Genomic DNA, 25,125 nt, shown 5'->3' with positions numbered 1-25,125 from the left:
AAACACAGCATGAGGCCTATGACAATGACAACAAACCCATGAAAAGCGCCTCCAAAATTGCGTCACATTAAACACAATTGATATTGATTATCAATATCAATTGTGTTAATATAATTTTGTTTACTAGTGAACAAAAAAATCTAATGGGGACACTGAACTTGGTCTGCAACTACTACAAGAGAGGGGAGATTGGGAAATTGGAGTTTCAAAATCATTTTAAAGGTCACCTTTACGAGCAATATATTAAAATGCTACATCTGAATGAGCTGTATACTGAACAAGAATTTAACTCGTTTCGGCAACAGGCCAAAAAGTACCAGATTGACATGCTCTCCAACAATATTACTAGTGTGCATGTTATTGATTGCATTGGTGATTATGAACCGATAAATCATACCGGGATTGTGGAGAAGATGGGGTTGTCCAAAGCTAGCATTACTAAAATTAGTGCAAAGCTGCTGGAAATGGGCTTCATTATGAGAAGTCAACTGAACAGCAATCGTAAGGAGATTTACTTTAGTTTAACGGATAAGGGAAGACACGTTTATCATTTGCATAAAGAAATGCACAAAGAAAAAGAAGAAAGGTTTTACCAATTCATTGAATCCTATTCAGAGGTTGAGCTGCAGACTATTGGAAAATTTATGAGTGATTTGGTGGCGCGTGCCGAAGAATACTCCGAAGGGAAGTTTACGATAAATGACGACATTAAAGATTGAGGAATTAAGATCCAAGATTGAAGGGAAAGAAATTTTAAAAGGGCTCACACTGGAGATTCATGGCGGAGAGATTCATGCGATTATGGGGCCTAATGGGACGGGAAAAAGCACATTGGCTTCAGCTTTAATGGGCCATCCCAAATATGAGGTTACTGGCGGTAAGGTGACATTGGACAATGAAGACCTTCTGGAGATGGAGGTGGATGAGCGTGCCCAGGCAGGCTTGTTCCTCGCTATGCAATACCCAAGTGAAATTGCTGGCGTGACCAACTCGGATTTTCTCAGAAGTGCCATCAATGCACGGCGTGAAGAAGGCGATGAGATATCCTTAATCCGTTTTATCCGTGAAATGGAGAGCAAAATGAAGGGGCTGGAGATGAACCCGGAATTTGTGCATCGTTATTTGAATGAGGGATTCTCTGGCGGTGAAAAAAAGCGGAATGAGATTTTGCAAATGATGCTACTTGAACCCAAGTTTGTGATCCTGGATGAAGTGGACTCAGGGCTTGATATTGATGCACTGCGTATTGTGGCCAATGGCGTAAATGAGATGCGCAGCCCGGATAGAGGCTTTTTAATCATCACCCATTATCAACGACTGTTGAATTATATTACCCCGGATTTTGTGCATGTCATGATGCAAGGCCGGATAGTTAAATCTGGCGGTCCGGAGCTTGCCCACCGTTTGGAGGCTGAAGGGTACGATTGGGTGAAGGAGGAACTTGGGATTACGGATGAGACGGTAAGGGAAGCTTAAAAGCCGGAGAGGAGGAACAGCACGTGGATATACAAGCTAGAGTTTCAATGAATGTGGACGATTTACGCGCATGGTCAAGCGCTAAGGATGAACCTCGTTGGCTGATTGAACGCCGCGTTCACGCACTCGAACTGGCAGGGACGCTGGAGTTGCCTAAAGTGGAGAAAATCAATCTTGAAAAATGGGATATCTACGAAAGTGGAGATTACAAAGCTGAGAATGCGTGGTCTAGTTTGGAGGAAGCGCCGGAGGTTGTTCGAGGTTTGGTTGCTTCTCCGGTGAAAGGCGGACTAATCGTTCAGTTCAACTCGGATGTAGTGTATACGAAATTGTCCGAGAGCTTAGCCGCCCAGGGAGTCATTTTAACGGATCTGCATACTGCGGCAAAAGAGCATGAGGAGCTGGTTCAACGTTATCTCTTTCAGGCAGTAAAGCCAGAAGAACATCGTTTATCTGCTGCACACAGTGCCTTATGGAGTGGTGGCGTTTTTCTATATGTCCCAGACGGTGTAGAGGTTGAAGCACCTATTCAAGCGATCTTTCTTAACGATACAAGCGATGTGTGTTTTGCTCCTCACGTCTTAATTGTGGCAGGGAGCAACAGCAAGATCACTTATGTGGATAATTGTGTATCGAGTGGTGATGATGTCAAGGTATTGCATAACGGTGTGACGGAGGTCTTCGCGGGGGCGGGCTCAAAGGTGCAAGTAGCTTCGGTTCATCAGCTTGCTGCAACTACAATAGATTTCACCCAGCGACGGGCGGTCGTTCTTGCTGATGGGGGTGTGGAATGGATTATCGGTGAGATGAACAATGGTTATACCGCCAGCGATACCAAGACTTTGCTACAAGGCAACGGGGCGGTCTCCGACAATAAGGTGATTGCTATTGACACGGGCAATCAAAAATCGAGCTATACAACTCAAGCTCAGCATTTTGGCAGAAGCTCGGTAAGCCAGATGATTACGCGTGCAGTCATGCTTGAAGAAGCTACGGCCATTATCAACGGCATTACAAAGATTGAAAAAGGTGCAACCCATTGTGATGGTCAGCAAACAGAACGCGTGCTTATGCTAAGTCCTAAAGCTCGCGGCGATGCCAATCCGATCCTGCTGATAGATGAGGATGATGTAACCGCGGGTCATGCTGCATCCGTGGGGCAAGTAAATGCAGAGCAAATCTATTATCTGATGTCGCGCGGGATATCACGGAGTGAAGCCGAACATCTTGTTATTTTCGGATTTCTCGCTCCTGTCATTTCGGAGATCCCGCTGGAAGGTGTTCGCAGTCGCCTAAAAGATTTAGTGGAAAGCAAGCTCGGCAGATCATAGCATATCAAAATGAATCTTGAAAGGTTAAAAAGGAGTGATACTAATGGCTAAAAAAGCACCAGATATGGGCGAATATAAATATGGGTTTCGCGACAAGCATCAGTCTATTTTTCAATCTGGAAAAGGTCTGACGGAAGAGATTGTCCGGGAAATTTCCCGGATCAAGGAAGAGCCGGAGTGGATGCTCAATTTTCGGTTGAAAGCTTTGAATCAATTCTACAAAATGCCGATGCCTGAATGGGGAGCGGATTTGACCGGGCTAAATCTTGATGACATCCAGTATTACGTTCGCCCTTCTGAAAAACAGGGAAAGACCTGGGAGGAGGTTCCTTCCGAGATCAAAGCAACCTTTGACAAGCTGGGAATCCCTGAAGCGGAGCAAAAGTTCCTGGCGGGCGTATCCGCTCAATATGAGTCGGAAGTAGTTTATCACAGCATGCGGAAAGAGCTGGAGGATCAGGGCGTTATTTTCCTTGATACGGATAGTGCATTAAAGCAATACCCCGAAGTGTTTAAGCAACATTTTGGGACGATTATCCCTCCCGCCGACAATAAATTTGCGGCGCTTAATAGTGCGGTTTGGTCAGGCGGTAGCTTTGTATACATTCCGAAGGGTGTTCAGTGCGAGGTTCCTATACAAGGTTATTTCCGTATTAATTCTGAAAATATGGGTCAATTCGAGCGGACATTAATTATTGCCGAAGAGGGCAGCTTTGTCCATTATGTTGAAGGATGTACAGCACCTATTTATAGTACCAGTTCTCTGCATAGTGGAGTTATTGAAATTATTTGCCGGAAAGATTCCCGTGTCCGTTACACGACCATTCAGAATTGGGCTCCTAATATCTACAACTTGGTAACCCAAAGGGCTGTGGCAGAAGAAAATGCCACAATGGAATGGGTGGACGGCAACATCGGCTCCAAGGTAACAATGAAGTATCCGGCAGTATTATTGAAAGGACGGGGAGCCAAGGGGTCCATCCTGTCTATTGCCGTAGCCGGTAAAGATCAGCATCAAGATGCTGGCGCGAAGGTAATTCACCTTGCTCCCGAGACAACATCTACGATTATATCCAAATCCATCAGCAAGCAGGGCGGAAAAGTAAACTACCGAGGGCTGTCCAGCTTCAGCCGCGATTCCGCAGGGTCCAAGTCCAATATTAAGTGCGATACGTTGATATTGGACAACATGTCAACATCAGATACGATTCCGTACAATGAAATTAAAAACGATCAGATTACTTTGGAGCACGAGGCAACAGTATCCAAAGTGTCCGAGGAACAATTGTTTTACTTAATGAGCCGCGGGCTTACAGAACAAGATGCTACACAAATGATTGTAATGGGCTTTATTGAACCGTTTACCAAAGAATTGCCAATGGAATATGCCGTTGAAATGAATCGGTTGATTCAATTTGAGATGGAAGGAAGCATCGGTTGATTCATTAATTTAATAGATCAAACCTTTATCATTCTCTAAAGAGGTGCTAGTAATGAAGAAAAATAATTCGGACGATTCAGAACTAGCTCAAATTACCCGAGAGATACGAAAACTTCAGTTCTGCTTCAATATGCTGTCAGGATTGAGCGCAAGTTGTGGTGTGATGATACCTTTAGACTCTATTCTTACGCTTATAAGAGAACTTTCGGATCAAGAGGTCACTCTTAGGCAAAAAGCAAAGGATCACTCAGACGATCTAGGGTGAAAAAAGGTATGAATTGACGGTTGGTAAAAAGATGGGAGGAATTGACATAATGGATGAAAATGGAGTTTTATTCGATGAAGTATCGGAAGTTCTTCTCAAACTACGTCCTTTCTTACTGCGTGACGGTGGAGATGCTGAACTGGTCGAAGTTGAGAACGGTATAGCAAAATTAAGATTTTTGGGAGCTTGCAATGGTTGCCCAAGTGCTACGATTACGTTAAAGGTTGCTATTGAGCGCGCAATTCTTGAGGAAATTGATGATATTAAAGAAGTTGTACAAGTGTTCTAAATTCCTTGATACTGAGCAACTGAGTTAGTCCTGTCGCAGACCATAGCTACGGAAGTTGATCCCGCTGCTCAATACCAAAGTACATCGACAGATTACCTTGCGGGTCGAAATCGACGAGCAGCGCTTATTATCCTTCATTAAACAAGGTATTATCAATATTGTATTCGGTATCGAGTGGGAAACCGTGGAGGTTCTAGTCCTCTCGCCCATACACAAAAGGGTGATAAAATGCTTAAAGGCATTTTATCACCCTTTTTATTATATATTCATGATTTTGGCAACAAGGTTAACATGGATTTGACCAGCGCTTTGATCTTATCGTAAGATGATGGTACTGAAAAAACTTTTCTAGTTTACCGAGCGCGAAAGAAATGAGGACGAATATGCAGGAAAGAATTTTGGAGGCTTTTGTAGATGAAGTTCATGAAAATGGATTGAAATTTACGATGGATGATCTTGCGAAAAGACTCGCTATTAGCAAGCGTACGTTGTATGAAAACTTTTCGTCTAAGACGCTTATTTTAGAAACACTTATTGAGCGTACAAATGATGATATGATTCGAAAAACTGAGCAGATTATCCAAAATAATGAGTTATCTTTGTTAGACAAGATTAAGCAGTCGATTAGGGTCATGCCTCTGTATTATAAGTTTTACGATTTAAGGATATTGGACCAGATGAAAAAGTATTATCCTGAACAATGGAAAAGGGTACATGCCGATTTAAATGATTGGTCTCCGATTAGAACATTAATTCAGGAAGGCATCCGAGAAGGAATTATTGTGAACAAAAATGAGGCTCTGATCATGAAGCTTATTATTGAATCTGTAAATTTAACGCTTGATCAGCGTTTCTTTCTGGATAACAGTGTGACGGTAGAGGAAGCTACTTATTCTATTGTAGATATTTTGTTGTTCGGTTTGGTCGAAAATTAAAAAATAGCCTCAACAATATGCTGCATATTTGAAGAGGCCACTTTTTTATATGAAAACTAAGAAAACATTTTTAGTTTCAATTGTTTTTTGAAAAGGGATAATGAAGTTTACCTGATATCGAATAAAGAGATACGGAAAAGGAAGGGTGGAAATATGTCTATACTCACAAGAAATCGAGGAGCAATGCTGTTATTGATGCTTAACATTTTTTTGGCGTTCATGGGGATTGGCTTAGTTGTCCCTGTATTACCTAAATTTATAAGTGAGCTAGGGATGAATGGTTCTTCGATGGGACTGATGGTTGCAGCTTTTGCGTTGACTCAGCTTTTATTATCACCATTGTCAGGAAAGTTGTCTGATCGTTATGGACGTAAAAAATTGATTGTTTCTGGGATGTTCATCTTCATGTTATCAGAGCTTGTTTTTGGACTGGCTCATTCCATTCCTACCCTGTTCATAGCACGAATCATGGGTGGAGCAGGGGCAGCGTTGCTGACTCCTTCTATAATGGCCTATGTCGCTGACGTGACCTCGTTCGAAGAAAGAGGCAAGGGAATGGGCATGATCAATGCGGCGATCAACACAGGCTTCATAATCGGGCCAGGGATTGGCGGATTGCTTGCCACATATGGAATACGCATTCCCTTCTTTGCGGCAGCTGGAGCTGCGGGAATAGCAGCTATCTTGTCTCTGTTAGTGCTGCCTGAGTCTTTAAGCAAGGAAAAGCAACAATATAATAGAGAGCTTCCACGTCAAAAAGAAAATCTTTTGCAGCAATTTGCCAAGTCATATCAATCTCCATATTTCATGGGTTTACTCATTGTATTTGTCGTTGCTTTTGGGTTAGCGAACTTCGAAACCGTATTTGGACTGTTTGTTGACCATAAATATGGTTTCACACCGATGGATATTGCCATCATCATAACGACAGGCTCCATTTTGGGAGCAGTTGTCCAAGCAACTATATTTGGATGGATCATTAATCGTTTTGGAGAGAAAAAAGTAATTCATCTCTGCTTGGCTATTGGGGGCCTGTTCATCTTCCTAACCCTATTTGCTGAACAGTACATGATGATTATGCTGACGACCTTCATCATTTTTCTGGCTATGGATATCCTTCGCCCGGCAGTAAGTACTTCTCTATCGCGGCAGGCCGGAGATGAGCAAGGCTTTGTGGCAGGCATGAACTCATCCTATACGAGCTTGGGTAATGTGATTGGACCATTAATTGCAGGACTGTTGTTCGATGTTCATATTAATCTGCCTTATATGGTTGCAGCTATAGCGTTACTGGCTTGTCTCGTCCTTTCACTACGTTCCAAGCAAGCGGGTGAGCAACATTCGATAGCCCGTGCAGCAGAACAGCATAGAGGAGGATAGCCGCAGGTCTATACTCATCCCCGACTTAGGTCTAGGTTCAAAAACCGTCTGGGGTCCGTTTTGTCAAACGCTTGTTCAGCGTACAATAAGGACATAAGCAAGACACAGTGAAAGGCGGTGAGAGATGATGAGAGTTAACAAAGGGAATGGGTTAGCCATTGTACTGATCGTGTTGGGTTCGATTATGCTGCTCGGTAAGTTTACTCCGTTTTTCGGTCACTTTTTAGGACATCTGATTGGTTACTTAATTCCGATAGCTATGGTTATGCTAGGCTACTACGGTGTGAAAAAAGGAAATGCGCTCTTCGGCTGGATCGTACTTGTACTTGGGGTACTGATTTTGCTCGGCAAACTGTCCTGGCTTCTGGGACCACTACTGGCAATCGGGTTGATCATATTTGGTGTTTCCCTGCTGAGTGACCGCAGAAGACGTTACTGATTTTAGCAGTTTAGCGAATGAAGAAATATTGCAGTAACGAAGTTTTGATTATGGGGATACGAATTGTGAAAGGAGCAGATGCAAATGAGTGTTTTTCGAAGAATGCGCGATATCACAGTAGCAACCTTCAATGAGCATTTGGAACAAAGCCAAGACCCAGTGCAACTGATTGACCAGTTCTTGTATAATACCCGCCAGGAAATTGCCGAAGCGGAAAAACTCCATCAACAGTATGCGATGCATACAAGACAGATGAAGCAGCAGTTGGATCATGCATTGTCCATGCAGACCAAACGGGAGGAACAGGCGCTACTGGCTTTGAAGGCTGATGAAGAACATATTGCGAAGCTGGCCCTACAGGAGAAAATGCTATATGCAGAAAAAGAAGAGCAGTATAGAGAACTGTGGGAGCAGAGCCGTGAATCACTACGTGAGCTAGAACAACAGCTAGATACGTTAAAGACAGAATATCAAACGGTACACAGCAAGCGTCAGTATTATGCGGCACGTGTACAGACGTTGAGACTCCAGCAGCAAATGAACGAACGGGCTGGTACATACGGCGGACGAAATGTTCCCCGAATGTTCAACCGCTTGGAGGACCGGGTAGCCGATATGGAAGCAGAAACGATGAGTCTGCGTGATTTACGTCGGGGCGAGGGCGACCATGCACAGGATGCCCAAGGCGGTGGATCGCTGCTCGAACAAGAGTGGGCGAGACTGAAAAGCAAGCTGAACAACAGCGGGAAGGAGTAAATTGATAATGACCCGAATTTACAGATCAAGCCGGGATAGAGTAATAACAGGTGTATGTGGCGGTCTTTCTGACGCAACAGGAATGGACTCAACATGGATTCGTATTCTGGTTGTGATCAGTTTCTTTATTACAGCAGGAACCACATTTATGATTTATGTGATTGCGGCACTGGTTATCTCCAAGGAGCCGAGATCTCCTTTCGATGGAGGATTTGGCCCTGACAGCGGGCCCTACCATCAACAGGATCCACGCTATTATGGCAGTAACAATACAAGATCGCAGTATGGGCAGGGAACTGGTTACAATCAGGGCGGTGCATATGGCAATTCGAACCCGTTTTTTGGTCAAGATGCCCGCAACCCATCCAAATTTAACACAGGTCAGAACAATGACTTGGATTCCATGATGGAAGATATTGAGAAAAAGGCAATGAAAAAAGAATTGGCAGAGTTACGCAAAAAAGTAGAGCAATTTGAGAAGGGAGATCGTAAATAATGGGGATCTTTAAAAGAATGAAGGATATGACAAGAGCATCGGTGAATGAAGTGTTGGATAAAGTGGAAGATCCGATTATTATGTTGAATCAATATCTGCGCGATATGGAGGCGGAAATTCACGAGGCTGAGGTAACGGTTGCCAAGCAAATGGCGAATGAACGACGTATGAAACAGCGTTTAGAGGAAGCGGTACGTGTATCCAATGAGCGTGAGAAGCAAGCCGAATCCGCATTGCGAAATGGTCAGGAAGAAGTAGCGCGCAAGCTGTTGGGAGAGAAGATTTATTTTGTGCAAAAGCAGGACGAATACCGCGACTTGCATACACAAGCTGAGCTTCAAGCAAAAGAATTAGTACAACAGCTTCACGACATGAAAGATGAGTTCTATAAAATGCGCAACAAGCGCAATGAGTTAGTATCCCGTGCTCAAATGGCGAAAGCCAAAAAGCAAATGTCTCAAATCAATAGTTTGCATACGATTGAAAGTGGGTCTGCTTCATTGGGCTTCCACCGTATGGAAGAAAAAATCATGCAAATGGAAGCTGAAGCTGACGTACTGCGTGCTCCATACCGTCAAGCTCCAGGAGAAGCATATACTAATCCGGCTGAGGCTGAAAAACAGTTTAAAGTGGATGAGCAGCTTCAACAGCTTAAGTCCAAAATTCAGACAGGTGCTAAACCAGTCGATATGAAGAAGGACTGACTACTCGGAAACAAGACATTATGATATGCTGTATGGAATGGACATTGGTCGATGATCGTGCCTAATCTGTATGGTTTGGGAAAGCCATATGGCGGAATGTTGCGCCACTATGGCTTTTCCGTCCTGTATAAACAAAAAGGGGGTGCAGCATGGAGAGAAGAAAATCAGCCTTGGCACTGGCAGGGATTGGCATCGGGATTATCATTTTATTCGGTCAGTGGATTGGGTTCCTCTCCGTGGTTGCACTGATTCTAATGTTAGCCGGAATATATAAGATCCGCAATTCCAAAATCAAAAAGGGTTACACGATGCTCGCGATTGGTGCTGGATTGCTAGTGCTGGATCATTTGTTCCTGTTTGTGGTAGTTACACTAGCATCATTAGCTATATTCTATTCACGTTCAAGGAAGCTGCATAAAGGTCAAAGCTCCATATTCAAGCACAATTTTATATCGAATCATAAATGGGATGAAGTGCCGTGGAGCCTGCGTAGCACAAGCATATGGCATGTGGTTGGCGATGTGGATGCCGATCTGACGTTGGCTCTACCAGAGGAACGTGAGTCCGTCATATTTTTACAAGGGATCTTCGGTGACATTGATATCACGCTACCGGATAATTACGGTGTAGAGGTGGAGATGTTCGTCCTGTTCGGACAGATTCAGTTTGACCGGGATCATGAGGCGGGGATGCTCAATCGACTGGTTTGGAAGTCTCCCCATTTTGAGCAGAGTGAATATAAAGTGAAGTTTGTCGTTTCGTACTTGGCGGGCGATGTCCGCGTCCGATTTTATTGAATCAGGAGGAGCCGGGATGAATCATAAAAAAACGTCCAACATGGTAACCCGCAGTATGGGTCAAGGTATCCTCCTGTGTGTTGTTGTAGGCGTAGTTGTCTTTTATATGCTGTATACATATGGATATGTGAAGTCGTTTCCAACCTGGGGAATGATATTGAAAGTTGCAGGAGCCGTTATACTGGTGTTGATTGGTACAGGGGCAATGTACGGATTTTATGAGAGCTACCGCTTTAAAAGCAGACTGGAAATGTTGAGAGAGACGTTGCTGATGTGGGAAAAGGGAACCCCTGCACGTGAGTTGCCGCCCCTAGGGCATGATGAACTTGGTAGACTGGGAGAGCAGCTGGAACGGATTGGACGTAAATGGCAGGAACAAGTTACGTCTTTACAACGCTTATCCACGGATAATGCTCAGTTGGCGGAACAGGCACGGATGACTGCGATTGTGGAGGAGCGGCAGCGGCTGGCCAGAGAGTTGCATGATGCCGTATCACAGCAATTATTTGCTATTTCAATGACCGCGACGGCTGTGGGGAGGACGCTGGATAAGGATTTTGATAAAGCACAGCGTCAAGTTGCACTAATTGAAGAAATGTCTTCTGTGGCACAATCTGAAATGCGGGCGTTACTACTTCATCTACGGCCTGTCTATCTGGAAGGGAAAAGGCTTGAGCAGGGGTTGCGTGATTTGGTACAGGAGTTGCAGGCAAAGGTACCCATGGAGATTGATTTTGAGATTGAAAGCGGAGTACAGTTGGTTAAAGGCATTGAGAACCACTTGTTTCGTATTGTTCAGGAAGCGATGTCTAATACATTGCGCCATGCCAAAGCAACCCGCATGGAAATTCGTATCGTGCAACGCCCGGATTCCATCAGGCTGACGATTCGGGATAACGGTATTGGTTTTGAACTGGATGAGAAAAAGCAGACTTCATATGGATTATCCACCATGCAGGAGCGGGTCAGTGAAATTGGAGGGGCTATTCAGTATATAACGGCTCCGGGAAAAGGTACACGGATTGAGGTGTCCGTGCCAGTTATTAATGATGAAAGCGGAAGGAACGATGATCATGGAAACGGAATTACCGATTAGCGTACTGCTGGTAGACGACCATGAAATGGTACGGATTGGTCTTGCGGCGGTGCTGGGGACGGAAGAAGGTATTGAAGTGGTCGGCGAGGCCGGAAGCGGAGAAGAAGGCATACGGTTGGCTTCTGAATACAAGCCAAATGTGATTTTGATGGATCTGGTCATGGATGGCATGGATGGCATCGAAACGACACGCCAGGTAACTCGTCTGCTTCCAGAGACAAAGGTGATTGTGCTGACGAGTTATTTGGACGATGAGAAAATGTATCCGGTCATTGAGGCAGGGGCATTCAGCTATTTGCTTAAAACGTCTCGCGCTTCCGAAATAGCGGATGCGATCCGTGCAGCTGCACGTGGACAGTCCGTACTAGAGTCACAGGTGGCCTCCAAGATGATGAATCGATTCCGCCAGCCACAGGCTGAAGCGCCCGCCCATACGGAGCTGACTGATCGTGAGATGGAGGTACTTCGCCTGTTGGCACAAGGGAAGTCTAATCAGGATATCGCAGACGAGCTGATTATCGGGATTAAGACGGTAAAATTCCATGTCACGAACCTTCTCGCTAAATTAGGAGTGGAAGACCGTACACAGGCGGCGATCTATGCCTATAAGAACGGATTAGCAGAGTAGAATGTAGAATAAACGAATACAAAGAACCGGAGACGATAATAGTTCTCCGGTTTTTTGTGTTCTATAACAAGGTGTTTAGATCAGGAGGAATAAAAAGGCGATTAAAGCCAGATCTAGTGCAAGCCCTGCACCGTATCCATATCCGCCGTACCCACCGCGATAGCCTGCTCTGCCATTTCCATAACTACTATAGCCATTTCCAGCAAATCCGCCTGCGTCATAAGGAAAGGATGGACTCAGAGGTGCATTGGGCGGCTTAATTAAGGCATTTAGTTTGGCAGAGGTACGAACTTTGTTTTTAGGATTCCTTTTTTTCTTTTTAGAGGAAATCTTTTTAGGGGTTTGTTTTCCTTTGTTACTGTAGCTCCCGGCATAGAGACTGCCAGGAAAGGAGGGTGGATATCCGTTCAACATCAGCTTGCCTTTGCTACACCCACTTAAGATGCCGATGTGTCGTGTACCATCACGCATAACGGCACAGACCAGACGTCCACCATGAGGTGCCACACTGGCTTCATTTACAGGATAAATCGGAAACATGATTTCACCTCTTTTGGTGTAAGATGCATTGTGATCATAGTCTATTCTTATGGTGCCTACGATGTATGGTCGAACACCCAGTAGGCAGATGAATATTTTAGAAGGGCTTTGCCGTATTGCTGTGTGTATAAAACCTCTGACAACGGGAATGCTATTGATAGATTCATAGATTTCAAACCAGCCGAAAAAGAAAGTATCCAGAGCGTAGGTGTGGGAATCGGATGGTTGTGTGGAGCGGGAGGAACGATAATGCTAAAAGCAGAGTTGATTAGAAAAGGGATTATTACGATTTTGGTATTAGGAACGGTGCTGGTACTGGCTGGCTGGCGTTACGGAACCCTTCAGACAAACCGATATGATTCCCGCGAGGCAGAAACGGCTTTACGCTCATTGTTAACCATCTCGGACCAGGCCCCGGGTACGCTGGATAAGCTGGTTGTGAAGTGGCAAGGCGATTGGATTTCTAACCATGAAGAGCCGGCAGATGTAGCGGCACAGATAGCTGATCAGCTGAATATACCCACAGTAAACAAACTCGTGGAAAATGGACACACGGTTTATCGTTCTGTTCGTAATAGTGAGGATCTAAAAATCCGCTTAAATGTAATGGAACGTCAAACTGGGCAATGGTATGTAGTCGTTCAACTGGAGAGCAACGATGCAGGACGTGAGCAGTTGATTCAGCTTCATAAACTCTGTGCTGAGCAATTAAAGTCTATGGGGATTCAAGCGCAGTGGAACACGGCCCTTCAGCGTTCGCTGCATGCAAAGGAATCCAAAGATCAACTGTTGAAACTGACAGAAGCGAGCTTAACAGGGAACATCTCCATGCAGGCCAAAGAAAGATATACGGATGCGACTACTGTGGCTATATCCTATGAAGCTCCAGAGCTGCCGTTAATGATTCAAAGCGGTGAGCATCAGGTCCAGATGCAGATGGCTGTACATGAAGATAAGGAGCAACAGGATACACGTATAACGCTCGGTTTTCCGCTCATCACGATTGAATACTGACTTATAAGGTAAATTGATGATTCATCGGATAGCTTATCCATGGAGGATATGCTAAAATATCATCAAATCTTTAGTTCCATGTTTTTCGAAAATCAAGTATGATCTTGTATAAATATACACAATACTACATGCGGATTTCGGGGATTGTGGATTGCGGAATCTTGACATGGGAAGAATGAGGTACTACATGGCTGACATACCTGCTAAAGAATCTGTTGTGACGCAAGGCGCAGTTCTGTTTATTTTTGGCGCTACGGGCGATTTGGCTCGTCGCAAGCTTTTTCCTGCTATTTACAGCTTGTACCGCGAAGGCAAGCTTGCTGAGGATTTTGCCGTTATTGGCGTAGCAAGGCGTCCTCGCACAGAGGAAGAATTCCGTAATGACCTGTACGCTTCCATACAGGAGTTTAGTCGCTACAAAGCAGAAAATGATCAAGATTGGCAGGCATTTGCCGAGCATTTTGAATATAAATCGCTTGATATCAACAATGTCGAAGGGTTCCATGAGTTGAGACAGCAGACGGAGTCTATAGAAAGCAAGTTTAACATACCGGGAAATCGGTTGTTTTATTTGGCCTTGGCTCCTGAATTATTCGGAAGCGTGTCTAAGAGTTTGAAAGATGGCGGCATGATGGATGGCAAAGGGTGGAATCGTCTTGTCATTGAGAAGCCATTCGGTTATAACCTCGAATCTGCACAAGAATTGAACGTTGAAATACGAGAAGTATTTGCCGAAGAAGAAATTTATCGGATTGATCACTATCTTGGCAAGGAAATGGTACAAAATATTGAGGTGATCCGCTTCGCGAACGCGTTCTTTGAACCACTGTGGAATAATAAGCATATTGCCAATGTGCAAATTACGCTTAGTGAAACGGTAGGGGTGGAGGAACGCGGAGGTTACTACGATCATTCCGGCGCCTTGCGGGATATGGGACAGAACCATATGCTGCAAATGCTAACGATGATTGCGATGGAGCCACCTAGTCGTTTGTTGCCTGAGGATATCCGTGATGAAAAGGTGAAAGTGCTGCGTTCGCTGCGCCCTTTTGAAACGTCTGACGATGTGAAAACCAATGTGGTGCGTGGTCAATACATCGAAGGCAGTTATCGCGGTCAGCAGTTGCCGGGATATCGCCAAGAAGACAAGGTTGATCCACAGTCAAACACAGAGACTTATTTTGCTTCACGCGTGTTTGTTGATAATTTCCGTTGGGCTGGCGTACCGTTCTATATTCGTACGGGCAAACGTCTCCCTGTAAAAACAACGGAGATTGTTGTGGAATTTAAGAGCATGCCAACGAACGTGTACCTCGGTCAAAAGCATAAGCTGGAACCGAACTTGCTCGTCATTCGGGTCAATCCAATGGAGGGCATTTACATTAAAATTAATGCCAAGAAACCTGGCTCGGAATCAGATATTGAGCCATTGGCTATGGATTTTTGCCAAAGCTGTATGGTGGGTATCAACTCACCGGAGGCTTATGAACGGTTGCTGATGGATGCCATTGAGGGTGATTCGACGTACTTCACGCGTTGGGATGAGGTTGCCACGGCATGGGGATTCGTCGATCGAATCGCCAAAGCATGGCAGCAGACCCCGGATACGCTGGAAACCTATGCTGCAGGCTCATGGGGACCGGAAGGTGCACACAAGCTATTGGAGCAGGATGGCTTCAAGTGGTGGCCGGTTAGCGGTCAGGATGAAGATAATGTCATCTGGCGAGTAGGCGGCGTTCAGTAATCCCGTTTTGTCCTGTATCCCCCTATGTCCTGTTTAGGACGTAAGGGGATGCTTTGCGTTCGGAGTGTGCTATAATAGCTTAGTCTCAGGTTTTCAGTTTGCAACTGATTATAAGTTAAAGGCAGGCTAAAACATGTAAATAGATCGTATTTATAATGAATATGGTAACGGGGTACGCCGAATAATGGGGCTAACGGCAATGAGCCGATAGAGCCGATGATTTTATGAAAACAGGCGTGCATCATGGCCTTTTTATGAATAGCTTGAGCAGGAATGCAATGGATTTGATCATGAAGGGATATGTGAAATGAGTAAAACAACAGATATACTTCAACAGGAAGTCGACAAACGGCGTACGTTTGCGATTATTTCTCACCCGGATGCGGGTAAAACGACACTGACGGAAAAGCTGCTGCTGTTCGGGGGCGCGATTCGTCTTGCTGGTTCAGTTAAAGCGCGTAAAGCAAGCAAACACGCCACGAGTGACTGGATGGAGATTGAAAAACAGCGGGGGATCTCTGTAACATCCTCAGTGATGCAATTTGATTATAATGGTCACCGCATCAACATTCTGGACACGCCAGGTCACCAGGATTTCAGTGAAGACACGTATCGTACATTAACAGCAGCAGATAGTGCAGTCATGCTGATTGACGTAGCGAAAGGTGTGGAAGCGCAAACGATTAAGCTGTTTCAAGTTTGTGCGAAGCGTGGAATTCCGATTTTCACCTTCATTAACAAACTGGATCGTGAGGGACGCAGTCCTTTTGATTTGATGGAGGAGTTGGAGCAGGTACTTGGCATCCGTTCGGTGCCTATGAATTGGCCGATTGGTACAGGACGCGAGCTGTGCGGTGTCTATGACCGTGTCAAAAATCAGGTCGAGCTGTTTCAGGGAGATGACCATTCCACGATTAAAGTACAAAAAGTGGAAGATTACAATGATCCGATCATTCGTGAGATGGCGGGCGAATATTTGCATGACCAATTATGCCAAGACTTGGAGTTGCTTGATGTCGCGGGTGACCCTTTTGACATGGAGAAAGTACAGCGCGGAGAATTAACACCGGTATTCTTCGGCAGTGCGATTAATAATTTTGGTGTACAAACATTTTTGGAAAACTTCCTTCAGCTTGCTCCTAAACCGGAGCCACGCCGTAGTACAGCTGGGGAAATTGAGCCAACAAACGAAAAGTTTACTGGCTATGTATTTAAAATTCAGGCGAACATGAACCCGGCTCACCGTGACCGTATTGCATTTTTGCGTATTGTATCTGGTAAGTTTCAACGCGGGATGAGTGTTAAGCATGTACGTATGGGCAAGGAGATTAAGCTGTCTCAGCCACAGCAGTTCCTGGCACAGGACCGTGATATTGTCGAGGAGGCTTTTCCTGGCGATATTATTGGATTGTTTGACCCGGGTATTTTCCGTATTGGTGATTCACTCAGCCAAGGTAGCGAGGTTGTGTTTGATGAATTGCCGACCTTCTCGCCTGAGATTTTTGCCAAGGTAACGGTGAAAAATGCCTTGAAGCACAAACAGTATCTGAAGGGTATTGACCAGTTGACCGAGGAAGGTATGATTCAGGTTTTCCGTACGGTAAGCTTTGACGATACGCTATTAGGTGTTGTCGGCCAACTGCAATTTGAAGTATTTGAGTACCGCATGAAGGGTGAGTATGGAGTTGATGTACAGCTTCAGCGTATGCCATTCCAATTTGCACGTTGGATTGTGGATGAGCAGATTGACCCGAGCAAGTTCCGTATTAACTCTACGCTGGTAAAGGATAAGAAGGGCAATTATGTCGCCTTGTTCGAAAACGAGTATGCCATGCGTACGGCTATGGAGAAAAACCCGACAGCTAAGTTTCTAGAAATGGCTCCGTAAGATTGAATAAGCAGAACAGTTTGATCTCAGTCATTTAGTGTATACAACGAATAGTCCACTCGATGTGAATGTGAGTGGACTATTCTCATTTTCGAATACGGGTAAAATAATGAGCACAATTAAATTGGAACAAAAAGTTAAATAGCTAGAGTTAGGTTAAAGGCACGGGTTTGATTTTATCGATTTGTTCATGTGCCAAATGGACGAAATCGTGCTGTTGGTTTGGGCTCATATGCTTCCAAGCGATTTCAAGAATGACACCCAATCCAGGCAGAGCGGCTTCAGGTCCGTCCACTGACCCAATAATCATATCCGTAAGATCAGCTTCTGATTTGCCGTGTACTTTGTGAACAATTGCTTGTCGTAAATCCATTGTAATGGGCATGTGTACCTCCCGTATGTTGTAGTAGTGATCGAATGTATTATGGCTTGGGCTGTTGTCCAGTATACATGGAGAAGCATTTGGCATAAGTATGTCAAAATTTATGTTTGTAGCATGATATGCTATACTATGACGGACAGTATGGTGATCGGGAGGTAAAGAAGGAATGGCAAAAAAACAGTATGCGGTCATTGGCATGGGACGTTTTGGTTCCAGTGTTGCCAGTGCGCTGAGTGAGATGGGTTTTGATGTGCTGGCTATTGACTCGGACGAGCAGCGTACACAGGAAATGTCGAATATTGTGACGCATGCGGTGTCTGCCGACTCGACGGATGAGGAAGCGCTGCGAGCGCTGGGTATCCGTAATTTTGACGTAATCGTAGTTGCGATTGGCGAAGATATACAGGCCAGTATTCTGACGACATTGATTCTCAAGGACATGGGCGTACCAGCTCTTGTGGTCAAGGCACAAAATGAGCTGCATGGAAAAGTGTTGCAAAAGATAGGTGCAGATAAAGTCGTTTATCCTGAACGAGATATGGGGTTAAGGGTAGCCCATCATTTGACCTCTCCCAACATTTTGGATTATATCGAGCTGTCCAAGGACTACAGTATTTTGGAGATGAGAGCCGCCGATTCCATGATTGGAAAAAACCTGAAAGAGTTAGACATACGTGCACGCTTCGGCTGCAATGTGATGGCGATTCGCAGAAATCAGGAAATGAACATTTCACCTTATGCCGAAGATCGTCTGGAGCCGGGTGATATACTGGTCATTGTGGGTCACAAGGATGACCTGACCAAGCTGGAGCTGGCATTTGCAGCCTAATGAGGGCTTGTGTTCAAGTGCAAGTGATGCATCATTTATTTTTATTGAAACGGACAAAGAAACGGAAGGTTAAACGAATGGAAATCATTTCACCGAATAATGCGCGTGTAAAAGAGTGGGCGCAACTGCTGGAGAAAAAGCATCGCACACGGCAGCATAAATATATTGTCGAGGGTATTCATCTGGTGCAGGAAGCGCTGCGTTCGGACGCGGCTGTCGAAACCGTCGCCTATGATTTGGACAAGGGCATTCCCGCCGAGCTGAATGGCCTGGATCCAGCCGACCAGCCGGTGGAATGGGTTCCCGTGTCAGCGGCGGTCATTGCAAAATGCACCGATACGAAGACGCCGCAGTCGGTCTTTGCCATCGTGCGTAAGGAGGAGCGCAGCGCATTCCCGGCATTGCTGGAGCAGCCGGACGCACTGGTAATGGTGCTGGACGGGGTGCAGGACCCCGGCAATGTAGGCACCATCATCCGTAGCGCGGACGCTGCTGGAGCCGCAGGCGTAATATTGGGTCATGGCTGCGCCGACCTGTACAATCCCAAAACGATCCGCTCCACGATGGGATCGTTGTTTCACCTGCCGGTGATTGAAGGCAGTCTGGAGGAGCTTTTGCCGCAGGCCAAAAGTAAAGGTGCCCGCTTGCTCAGCACCTCGCTGGATGCGAGCTTGTCATGCTATGCCATAGATTTGCGTGCTTCCACTTGGCTTGTGATCGGAAACGAAGGCCAAGGTATTTCTGCTGCTACCGCGCGCATGGTGGATGAGTCGGTATTCATTCCGATGCAGGGGCAAGCGGAATCACTGAACGCAGCGATGGCTTCTACGGTGCTATTATTTGAGGCGATGAGACAACGGAACTGTAAACATTAAATAATAACTGTGGTTTATAACATCAATTGAGACTAATTATATTATCGAATGAGACTGTTTATACCATCTAAATGAGACAGTCAATGTCCCCGAAAACCCAATAAAACCGGGAATTAAGGCTAACCAAATACAAAATTATCTGTTAATGATTAATCTAAGTTTTCTTATTTTATGGTGAAAAAGGACAGTGAATTTTTTATAACAAGAAGTAAGACAAAAATTATCTAAAGGGAAAATAACCTCTTCTCCGCTACAATAAAATTTTGTTATATATATTCTTACCTACAGGACAATTTAATATCTAACCTAAACAGTCCCGATGAAAAGCTTTCTATTTCGGGGCTGTTTTTACGTTATAGATGGGAGGTGAAATGATAACCCGTTTTTGGGAAATTGCTATTCCCATTCAAATCTCTTTCTGCTTTTTGGAGGATTACATCCGTCGATACTCAGGCAAAGTTTGTCTTTAGCTTTCGAGGATATTTAGATAATTAGCAAACCTGTCTTTAGATTGTATTGTTAAGCTGAGGCGAAACGGTACCCATCATTTATCTCATTTGTTGATTAATTCTGAGAAATATTAAATTGATATTGTCCGAAGAAAATAAAGTGTTAGACTGAAAAATAAAGTACTAGACTGGTGAGCATTTCATTAAGCCAACTGGCAGAATAGTGAGAGAAAATGAACATTCTTAAAGCGGTGCCACTGAGGGCAGAGGAATAACTGTGTTGATATTAAAGCTGGATGGATTACTATACGAAATATAAAGGTCAAATAGCCGGGTTCATTGAAAGGCAGCGGTACTCCCACTCAAACGAGTAGGGGTGTACTACTGCCGTTTCTTTTTCAGATTCGTTTTTAGATTCCTGGGATTATAGTTGCAAACTTATATAATCAATCTAAGTGAAGCACGGCTTTGCCCGAGAATTTCCGTTCCATAAGATTACGGGCAACGGTGTCAATTTCGGTCCAAGGCGCCTCCACTTGGATTCGTGGGATTAACCGCTCATCTGTGACCAGCCGGGCCAGCAAACTCAGATCGTCGGCGGCTGATTGACGAGTGAGTTCCTCACCTAAAAAGAAGCTGTACAAGGTTCTTCCTCCGCTGGTCACCATATTCTTCATATCGATCATTGCGGTATTTGAAGAGGAAAATCCTACCGCAACGCAAATCCCTTGGGGCGCTAGCTGCGGCAGCAACGCCGCCAGTGCATTGCCGCCTACTGAATCGATGATCAGATCGTACGGCCCAAATTTGCTGGCTGATGAAATTGCGGAATATCCAATGATCACTTCGTCGGATCCGACCTCCCGAACAAGCTCAGCCTTCTCTTCCGTGCTTGCCGTACCTACAACGTATGCGCCGGATTGGACTGCAAGCTGATGGGCGAATAACCCAACTCCGCCGCTAGAGCCTGTAATGAAAATCCGTTTGCCAAGCAGCATGCCGCCTTTTCGAAGTGCATAAAGAGCCGTGAGCCCTGCTACGGGGAGGGTGGCCGCCTCCGTAAAAGTGAGTTTGTCTGGGATTTCGGCCAACAACGATACGGGAGCAGCCACTTGCTCGCTCCAGGCTCCCATCGGGAGCAAACCAACAACCCTGGCCCCTTTTTGCGGTCCTGCGCCGTTCTCTGCCGGCTCGATGACAATCCCGGCGAAATCCCAGCCAGGACGGCTAGATATTTCCTGATTTTTAGCGTCACTCACTTCACCGCGGTTGAGTGAGACGGCCTTCACTTGCACAAGCGCTTCCCATGGCTTAGGCTGCGGGGCGTCAACTTCCTTGAAGGCCAAAAGAGACGGGGCATGCGGATCAACAACAATAGTACGAATCATATCGGTTTTCCTCCATGTTGGTTATGGTCATTAGATGACCTTCATTTCAATGAGGAGTATACTTTAAATAAAGGTTCGGCCCAAGTGCAGAACTACACTTCATAAGAGAAGGGAAGAGAAGATGGATATAGATACGGAGAATTCCAGACATAGAATCGTAATGGGAGAAATTGAAGCCCTGCGGATAAAACGCCAGCAAAAGCTTGTCGATCAACCTCAACCGTCCTTGAAACGATTTACTCAACAAGAGCTAAACGACGAGGCTTTTCCTTCGTATAAAAATTTGCTGGTTGGACGTACCCGCCGCATACCGACCCGCCAGACGATAATAAATATTGCAGAATATCTTGAGTGTACATCCAACGAGCGTAACGATTTGCTTTTGGCAGCCGGTTTTCTTCCAATTCAGACCGAATTGTATGGACGGTCGTTGGAGCGTGCATTAGAGTGGGCTCAGCAAACGATGAGGAGTATTCCTTTTCCCGCCATGGTCGTAACACATACTCAGGACATCAAGGGATTAAATGAGCCGTTTCATCAATTGTTCGAAATCCCTCTCGACCGTTCATATAACGGTTTAATGAATAGGGTCGATTTACATTTTAATTCTGGTTTTCCTATCCGGTCCCGCTCCACGTTTGACAAGGCGTCGTTTAAGCAGTGGGAGGAGCACATCATAAACGGAATACAAGCCTTTAAGAGTGAGCACATGCTCTCGCGTTATGATGCGTGGTATCAAAAATTGCTGGATAGAGTTCAGAAATATAACGCGTGCGAATATCTGAGTGTGCCGGATGTAGGGGGAAATGTTGATCAAATACAAACAATTCTAGCCAGAATGGAAAGCTCCGGAGACCTTATTCCCGTACGCTACAGACAGGTTTCGATTTCCGCAGGCGGCCGCTTATATCCGCAAATTGAGGTTTTCCTGCCAGTAGATTCTGCTGCGCGCACAGTTTTCGAGAACCTGGGATGTCCAGCTGATTGTGCATTTGTCTAATCCGACACTTACAAGAGGATGGAATCGAAAAGTTATTGGTAGCTGATAATTCAGAATAGGTGGTTGTTAGTTGAATGACAACAGCGGCAGTCTAAGGCTTTATTTATCAAGTCTTGGTCTGCCGCTGCTTTATATTAATTGTTCAGTCGAAAACTTATTTTTCAAAAGCTGACGATTCTTCAGTTCAAAAACTGGATTGGCTACACTTAGTTGGACAATAAAAATGAGGGCTTGTAGAATAAACCTATCATCCTAAGGAGCGGATCTCTACAATGCCGAAACAACGACGTACGTTTACAGTAGATTTCAAGAAGCAAATGGTGCAATTATACGAGAATGGGAAGCCCAGAGCAGATTTGGTGGAGGAATATGGCCTCACCGCATCGGCTCTAGATCGCTGGATTAAACAAGCTCAGACAACGGGCTCCTTCAAGGAGAAGGACAACCGTTCACCCGAAGAAAACGAACTTCTCGCATTACGCAAAGAAAATGAGCGCCTTAAAATGGAGGTCGACATTTTAAAGCAAGCCGAGCTGATCATGGGACGAAAGTAGCTATCATCCAGAATAATCGGGATAAATACTCGGTATCAGCAATGTGTGACGTCCTGCAACTCGCAAGAAGCACGTTCTATCACGAAGCCAAGGAACAGACAAACGACAATGACCTAGTGGAAGCCGTTGTGGATATTTTCCACAAGAATCGAAGAGCCTATGGCACTCGAAAACTTAAAGTCAAACTTCTGGAGCGCGGCATGGTTGTTTCCAGACGTAGAATCGGTCGAATCATGCAAGAACAAGGACTGGTTTCCACGTACACCGTGGCGCAATATAAGCCCCATAAAACGGCATGTAATGAAGCCGTTACGGCAAATGTTCTGGATCGTGAGTTCGAGCAGGAGGAAGCCAAACGCTTCATCGTCAGCGATCTGACTTATGTGAAGATCCAGAATCGATGGCATTACATTTGTGTGCTGATTGATTTGTTCAATCGAGAGATCATTGGCCATAGTGCAGGTCCAAACAAGGATGCTGTTCTGATTTCCCGCGCTTTTGCAACGGTACAAGGTGATTTGCGTCAAATTCAGTGGTTTCATACCGACCGTAGCAGTGAGTTTAAAAATCAAAAGATGGATGAGCTTTTGAAAACGTTTGATATTGGCCGTTCACTCAGCATGAAAGGCTGTCCATATGACAACGCCGTCGCCGAAGCCACCTATAAAATCATGAAAACAGAGTTCATTCACCAGATGAACTTCCAGAGCCTTCGTCATTTGGAACTGGAATTATACGATTACGTCAACTGGTTTAACAAACATCGAATTCATGGAACTTTAGGCTATATGACGCCTATTCAGTATCGTCATGCAGCCCTTAAAAAAGTTGTTTGATTTACTGTTGACAATCCAAGAAAATATTAATTTATAGTGGGAGGAAGAATGAATAAAGAGGAAAGAAGACAAGTCATTAATTTAAATTCTTTTGAATTAGAGCGTGTATATGAAAGAATCAAAACTTTTGAGTATGGTGAAGAGTTTCTAATAAGGCTATTCGAAAGCTATATGTGTTACCTAAATAACTTATCAATTTCTTCAATTATAGTCAGTAGTGAAGCTATGTTTGGAGTTCTTTGTGATCGTGTGAAAAGAATTACTGTTGAACAGAAAGTGAACATAACCATAAGTAAGAATACAGTTATGTATAGCGAACTGATAGAAGATCCATTTTCATTGAGCGATAAATTTACATTTAACAATCTGATTACCTATTTAGAAAAACAAAAAGTTTATAATAAAGATGTAATTGATAATTTGAAGAAAGTTAAAAATCTTAGGAATAAAGTTACGCATGGAACTCTCCCATTAATAACAGAATGGGATCCAGATGATCCAAGAAGTAGAGAGGAGAAATTGAATCTGCTAAGAGGAGTAAGTGAAATCCCAGAAGCATACAAGATTAGTTTGAGAAGTGGTTCTGTGTATTTTGATTGTAGGGAATACGATCTGTCATTAAGATCACTCGATCCTGCAAGCAAGATTGCAGTTATTCAACTAGTATATATTCGAGAAATTTTGATGAGTATATTCAGTGATGAAATGCCCATCGTATAACATAATATTCACGCGGCGGGCATGCCCCTGGGCCTGGCAGAGGGGTTTTATGGGAGTGGGAGCTGCAGACACCCAGCATACGCTGGGTCGTGAATACAGAAATGTTATCTGAAATACCAGCAACACCAAACAAACATAGGAAGCAGATGTTAGTTCCCTTCAGACTTTAGTGTATAATAAAGAACAAAGAGTGCAGGAGGTATGCATAGTGAGCATTGAAGAGAAACTTATTCAAGACTTTTTGGCATTGCCTGATGACAAGAAAATTGAAGTGATTGATTTCGTTGAATTCCTAAAGAATCGTAGCAATAAGCAAATGGAGTCGATCATGGACGATATTGTGAATGAAAATATTGAGGCACTTAGGGAGTTAGCTAAATGAAGAGTCTTAGTCTGGGACAAATTCTTGAATTCCATACTAAGATTATTAAGGCAACTAGTGGCTCCGATGGAGTTAGAGATCTTGGACTAATTGAAAGTGCTCTGAAGAAAGCAGAAGCAACTTTCGATGGACAGGAACTTTACGAAGGAAGTATAAAGAAAATATCTGTCATTACATTTGCTTTAATAAAGAATCATGGATTTATTGATGGGAATAAACGAATAGGGGTAGCAACAATGCTGCTTTTACTACGTTTAAATGAGATTTCTGTAAAGTACGAGCAAGAAGAATTAGTTGAATTGGGATTGAAGACTGCAGAAGGTGAATTCACAGAAGAGAACATACAAAAATGGATAGAAGAGCATCAAGTGTAGAAGTGGCTTGGTGTTCTTTTTTTGTAAGAACGACTGAAGGTAATTCAAAGTAGGCCGTTACATCTAACATAATATTCATGCTGCGGACTTTCGTCCTGGGTCCGGCATTCGCTGAGT

General features: G+C 44.5%; 26 protein-coding genes and 1 pseudogene. 24 read left to right on the top strand and 3 right to left on the bottom strand.

What is annotated here, in order from left to right:
• Nucleotides 1-197: 197 nt before the first annotated feature.
• From MKY35_RS21490 to MKY35_RS21425, 14 genes are all read left to right on the top strand, one after another.
• Nucleotides 198-719, top strand: a complete 522-nt coding sequence (locus tag MKY35_RS21490) for a MarR family transcriptional regulator (protein ID WP_069012661.1) — start codon at nucleotides 198-200, stop codon at nucleotides 717-719.
• Complete coding sequence (gene sufC / locus MKY35_RS21485; RefSeq protein WP_023990247.1) at nucleotides 700-1,476, top strand: Fe-S cluster assembly ATPase SufC; 777 nt, start codon at nucleotides 700-702, stop codon at nucleotides 1,474-1,476. Before MKY35_RS21490 ends, sufC begins: the two co-directional genes overlap by 20 nt.
• 47 nt (nucleotides 1,477-1,523) lie before the next feature.
• Nucleotides 1,524-2,807 (top strand): Fe-S cluster assembly protein SufD, encoded by a 1,284-nt coding sequence (sufD, locus tag MKY35_RS21480; protein ID WP_342446688.1) that lies wholly within the window; start codon nucleotides 1,524-1,526, stop codon nucleotides 2,805-2,807.
• A 43-nt stretch (nucleotides 2,808-2,850) separates the two neighbouring features.
• Nucleotides 2,851-4,248: a Fe-S cluster assembly protein SufB gene (gene sufB, locus MKY35_RS21475; RefSeq protein WP_023990245.1), complete on the top strand. Its 1,398-nt coding sequence runs from the start codon at nucleotides 2,851-2,853 to the stop codon at nucleotides 4,246-4,248.
• Between the two features lie 314 nt (nucleotides 4,249-4,562).
• Entirely contained in the window at nucleotides 4,563-4,802 is a 240-nt protein-coding gene (locus tag MKY35_RS21470; RefSeq protein ID WP_013373004.1) for a NifU family protein, read from the top strand.
• A 383-nt stretch (nucleotides 4,803-5,185) separates the two neighbouring features.
• A complete protein-coding gene (locus MKY35_RS21465; RefSeq protein WP_029518165.1) occupies nucleotides 5,186-5,737 on the top strand; it encodes a TetR/AcrR family transcriptional regulator in 552 nt (183 codons plus the stop codon).
• A 129-nt stretch (nucleotides 5,738-5,866) separates the two neighbouring features.
• The gene (locus tag MKY35_RS21460; protein ID WP_275041147.1) at nucleotides 5,867-7,117 is read left to right on the top strand and encodes an MFS transporter; all 1,251 of its coding nucleotides are present in this window, start codon (nucleotides 5,867-5,869) and stop codon (nucleotides 7,115-7,117) included.
• 127 nt (nucleotides 7,118-7,244) lie between these two features.
• The gene (locus MKY35_RS21455) at nucleotides 7,245-7,556 is read left to right on the top strand and encodes a hypothetical protein (RefSeq protein WP_013311898.1); all 312 of its coding nucleotides are present in this window, start codon (nucleotides 7,245-7,247) and stop codon (nucleotides 7,554-7,556) included.
• Nucleotides 7,557-7,640: 84 nt separating this feature from the next.
• A complete protein-coding gene (locus MKY35_RS21450; protein WP_013311897.1) occupies nucleotides 7,641-8,312 on the top strand; it encodes a PspA/IM30 family protein in 672 nt (223 codons plus the stop codon).
• Between the two features lie 7 nt (nucleotides 8,313-8,319).
• The gene (locus MKY35_RS21445; RefSeq protein WP_342444783.1) at nucleotides 8,320-8,808 is read left to right on the top strand and encodes a PspC domain-containing protein; all 489 of its coding nucleotides are present in this window, start codon (nucleotides 8,320-8,322) and stop codon (nucleotides 8,806-8,808) included.
• Entirely contained in the window at nucleotides 8,808-9,512 is a 705-nt protein-coding gene (locus tag MKY35_RS21440; RefSeq protein WP_025718885.1) for a PspA/IM30 family protein, read from the top strand. Before MKY35_RS21445 ends, MKY35_RS21440 begins: the two co-directional genes overlap by 1 nt.
• A 149-nt stretch (nucleotides 9,513-9,661) precedes the next feature.
• Nucleotides 9,662-10,309 (top strand): cell wall-active antibiotics response protein LiaF, encoded by a 648-nt coding sequence (gene liaF / locus MKY35_RS21435; RefSeq protein WP_165148438.1) that lies wholly within the window; start codon nucleotides 9,662-9,664, stop codon nucleotides 10,307-10,309.
• Between the two features lie 16 nt (nucleotides 10,310-10,325).
• Nucleotides 10,326-11,405 (top strand): sensor histidine kinase, encoded by a 1,080-nt coding sequence (locus MKY35_RS21430; RefSeq protein ID WP_165148441.1) that lies wholly within the window; start codon nucleotides 10,326-10,328, stop codon nucleotides 11,403-11,405.
• The gene (locus MKY35_RS21425) at nucleotides 11,383-12,033 is read left to right on the top strand and encodes a response regulator transcription factor (protein ID WP_013372995.1); all 651 of its coding nucleotides are present in this window, start codon (nucleotides 11,383-11,385) and stop codon (nucleotides 12,031-12,033) included. Before MKY35_RS21430 ends, MKY35_RS21425 begins: the two co-directional genes overlap by 23 nt.
• A 75-nt stretch (nucleotides 12,034-12,108) precedes the next feature.
• Here MKY35_RS21425 and MKY35_RS21420 read toward each other — a convergent pair whose 3' ends face one another.
• Nucleotides 12,109-12,573, bottom strand: coding sequence for a hypothetical protein (locus MKY35_RS21420; RefSeq protein ID WP_029518171.1), 465 nt, complete (start codon nucleotides 12,571-12,573; stop codon nucleotides 12,109-12,111).
• 249 nt (nucleotides 12,574-12,822) lie between these two features.
• Between MKY35_RS21420 and MKY35_RS21415 the strand changes: the two genes are divergently transcribed.
• From MKY35_RS21415 to MKY35_RS21405, 3 genes are all read left to right on the top strand, one after another.
• Nucleotides 12,823-13,587 carry a YwmB family TATA-box binding protein gene (locus MKY35_RS21415; RefSeq protein WP_342444782.1) on the top strand — a complete coding sequence of 255 codons (765 nt, stop codon included), beginning with the start codon at nucleotides 12,823-12,825 and terminating at the stop codon, nucleotides 13,585-13,587.
• Nucleotides 13,588-13,774: 187 nt separating this feature from the next.
• A complete protein-coding gene (gene zwf, locus MKY35_RS21410) occupies nucleotides 13,775-15,331 on the top strand; it encodes a glucose-6-phosphate dehydrogenase (RefSeq protein ID WP_029518173.1) in 1,557 nt (518 codons plus the stop codon).
• A gap of 307 nt (nucleotides 15,332-15,638) precedes the next feature.
• The gene (locus tag MKY35_RS21405; RefSeq protein ID WP_029518174.1) at nucleotides 15,639-17,219 is read left to right on the top strand and encodes a peptide chain release factor 3; all 1,581 of its coding nucleotides are present in this window, start codon (nucleotides 15,639-15,641) and stop codon (nucleotides 17,217-17,219) included.
• Between the two features lie 151 nt (nucleotides 17,220-17,370).
• Here the strand turns inward: MKY35_RS21405 and MKY35_RS21400 are convergent, their stop codons facing one another.
• On the bottom strand, nucleotides 17,371-17,604 hold the full coding sequence (locus tag MKY35_RS21400) for a small acid-soluble spore protein SspI (RefSeq protein ID WP_016819939.1): 234 nt from the start codon (nucleotides 17,602-17,604) through the stop codon (nucleotides 17,371-17,373).
• A gap of 160 nt (nucleotides 17,605-17,764) precedes the next feature.
• On the opposite strand from MKY35_RS21400, the pseudogene MKY35_RS21395 reads away from it, so the two are divergent.
• Nucleotides 17,765-18,430 (top strand): annotated as a pseudogene (locus tag MKY35_RS21395) (TrkA family potassium uptake protein); the annotation flags it as partial.
• Between the two features lie 77 nt (nucleotides 18,431-18,507).
• On the top strand, nucleotides 18,508-19,305 hold the full coding sequence (locus MKY35_RS21390) for an RNA methyltransferase (protein ID WP_342446687.1): 798 nt from the start codon (nucleotides 18,508-18,510) through the stop codon (nucleotides 19,303-19,305).
• 895 nt (nucleotides 19,306-20,200) lie between these two features.
• Here MKY35_RS21390 and MKY35_RS21385 read toward each other — a convergent pair.
• The gene (locus tag MKY35_RS21385) at nucleotides 20,201-21,142 is read right to left on the bottom strand and encodes a zinc-binding dehydrogenase (protein ID WP_254326674.1); all 942 of its coding nucleotides are present in this window, start codon (nucleotides 21,140-21,142) and stop codon (nucleotides 20,201-20,203) included.
• Nucleotides 21,143-21,263: 121 nt separating this feature from the next.
• Between MKY35_RS21385 and MKY35_RS21380 the strand changes: the two genes are divergently transcribed.
• The 5 genes from MKY35_RS21380 (at nucleotide 21,264) to MKY35_RS21360 (ending at nucleotide 25,008) form a co-directional block, all read left to right on the top strand.
• Nucleotides 21,264-22,142 (top strand): hypothetical protein, encoded by an 879-nt coding sequence (locus tag MKY35_RS21380; protein WP_342444781.1) that lies wholly within the window; start codon nucleotides 21,264-21,266, stop codon nucleotides 22,140-22,142.
• Between the two features lie 272 nt (nucleotides 22,143-22,414).
• Nucleotides 22,415-23,532 (top strand): IS3 family transposase gene (locus MKY35_RS21375; RefSeq protein WP_342444780.1). Its coding sequence is split into 2 segments (ribosomal slippage): nucleotides 22,415-22,661 and nucleotides 22,661-23,532, totalling 1,119 coding nucleotides; the frame shifts between segments, so codons are not numbered across the junction.
• 48 nt (nucleotides 23,533-23,580) lie between these two features.
• Entirely contained in the window at nucleotides 23,581-24,252 is a 672-nt protein-coding gene (locus tag MKY35_RS21370) for a hypothetical protein (RefSeq protein ID WP_342444779.1), read from the top strand.
• Nucleotides 24,253-24,460: 208 nt separating this feature from the next.
• A complete protein-coding gene (locus MKY35_RS21365) occupies nucleotides 24,461-24,634 on the top strand; it encodes a DUF2281 domain-containing protein (RefSeq protein ID WP_080658656.1) in 174 nt (57 codons plus the stop codon).
• Nucleotides 24,631-25,008: a type II toxin-antitoxin system death-on-curing family toxin gene (locus tag MKY35_RS21360; RefSeq protein ID WP_342444778.1), complete on the top strand. Its 378-nt coding sequence runs from the start codon at nucleotides 24,631-24,633 to the stop codon at nucleotides 25,006-25,008. The genes MKY35_RS21365 and MKY35_RS21360 overlap by 4 nt, the downstream gene beginning before the upstream one ends.
• Nucleotides 25,009-25,125 lie beyond the last annotated feature (117 nt).

Origin of the sequence: Paenibacillus sp. FSL L8-0638 (assembly GCF_038593075.1) — a bacterium.
Classification (GTDB): domain Bacteria; phylum Bacillota; class Bacilli; order Paenibacillales; family Paenibacillaceae; genus Paenibacillus; species Paenibacillus polymyxa_D.
Note: the sequence above shows the minus strand (reverse complement) of the source record. Positions and strands in the feature narration are given on the sequence as shown.

What these genes read in the sequence shown, in the direction of transcription:
- MKY35_RS21385 (WP_254326674.1), bottom strand. Translation starts at nt 21,142, where the DNA reads ATGATTCGTACTATTGTTGTTGATCCGCATGCCCCGTCTCTTTTGGCC.
- MKY35_RS21465 (WP_029518165.1), top strand. Translation starts at nt 5,186, where the DNA reads ATGCAGGAAAGAATTTTGGAGGCTTTTGTAGATGAAGTTCATGAAAAT.
- MKY35_RS21370 (WP_342444779.1), top strand. Translation starts at nt 23,581, where the DNA reads ATGAATAAAGAGGAAAGAAGACAAGTCATTAATTTAAATTCTTTTGAA.
- MKY35_RS21420 (WP_029518171.1), bottom strand. Translation starts at nt 12,573, where the DNA reads ATGTTTCCGATTTATCCTGTAAATGAAGCCAGTGTGGCACCTCATGGT.
- MKY35_RS21400 (WP_016819939.1), bottom strand. Translation starts at nt 17,604, where the DNA reads ATGCCCATTACAATGGATTTACGACAAGCAATTGTTCACAAAGTACAC.
- MKY35_RS21455 (WP_013311898.1), top strand. Translation starts at nt 7,245, where the DNA reads ATGAGAGTTAACAAAGGGAATGGGTTAGCCATTGTACTGATCGTGTTG.
- sufD (WP_342446688.1), top strand. Translation starts at nt 1,524, where the DNA reads ATGAATGTGGACGATTTACGCGCATGGTCAAGCGCTAAGGATGAACCT.
- MKY35_RS21405 (WP_029518174.1), top strand. Translation starts at nt 15,639, where the DNA reads ATGAGTAAAACAACAGATATACTTCAACAGGAAGTCGACAAACGGCGT.
- MKY35_RS21380 (WP_342444781.1), top strand. Translation starts at nt 21,264, where the DNA reads ATGGATATAGATACGGAGAATTCCAGACATAGAATCGTAATGGGAGAA.
- MKY35_RS21440 (WP_025718885.1), top strand. Translation starts at nt 8,808, where the DNA reads ATGGGGATCTTTAAAAGAATGAAGGATATGACAAGAGCATCGGTGAAT.
- MKY35_RS21470 (WP_013373004.1), top strand. Translation starts at nt 4,563, where the DNA reads ATGGATGAAAATGGAGTTTTATTCGATGAAGTATCGGAAGTTCTTCTC.
- sufB (WP_023990245.1), top strand. Translation starts at nt 2,851, where the DNA reads ATGGCTAAAAAAGCACCAGATATGGGCGAATATAAATATGGGTTTCGC.
- zwf (WP_029518173.1), top strand. Translation starts at nt 13,775, where the DNA reads ATGGCTGACATACCTGCTAAAGAATCTGTTGTGACGCAAGGCGCAGTT.
- liaF (WP_165148438.1), top strand. Translation starts at nt 9,662, where the DNA reads ATGGAGAGAAGAAAATCAGCCTTGGCACTGGCAGGGATTGGCATCGGG.
- MKY35_RS21390 (WP_342446687.1), top strand. Translation starts at nt 18,508, where the DNA reads ATGGAAATCATTTCACCGAATAATGCGCGTGTAAAAGAGTGGGCGCAA.
- MKY35_RS21430 (WP_165148441.1), top strand. Translation starts at nt 10,326, where the DNA reads ATGAATCATAAAAAAACGTCCAACATGGTAACCCGCAGTATGGGTCAA.
- MKY35_RS21450 (WP_013311897.1), top strand. Translation starts at nt 7,641, where the DNA reads ATGAGTGTTTTTCGAAGAATGCGCGATATCACAGTAGCAACCTTCAAT.
- MKY35_RS21360 (WP_342444778.1), top strand. Translation starts at nt 24,631, where the DNA reads ATGAAGAGTCTTAGTCTGGGACAAATTCTTGAATTCCATACTAAGATT.
- sufC (WP_023990247.1), top strand. Translation starts at nt 700, where the DNA reads ATGACGACATTAAAGATTGAGGAATTAAGATCCAAGATTGAAGGGAAA.
- MKY35_RS21415 (WP_342444782.1), top strand. Translation starts at nt 12,823, where the DNA reads ATGCTAAAAGCAGAGTTGATTAGAAAAGGGATTATTACGATTTTGGTA.
- MKY35_RS21445 (WP_342444783.1), top strand. Translation starts at nt 8,320, where the DNA reads ATGACCCGAATTTACAGATCAAGCCGGGATAGAGTAATAACAGGTGTA.
- MKY35_RS21425 (WP_013372995.1), top strand. Translation starts at nt 11,383, where the DNA reads ATGGAAACGGAATTACCGATTAGCGTACTGCTGGTAGACGACCATGAA.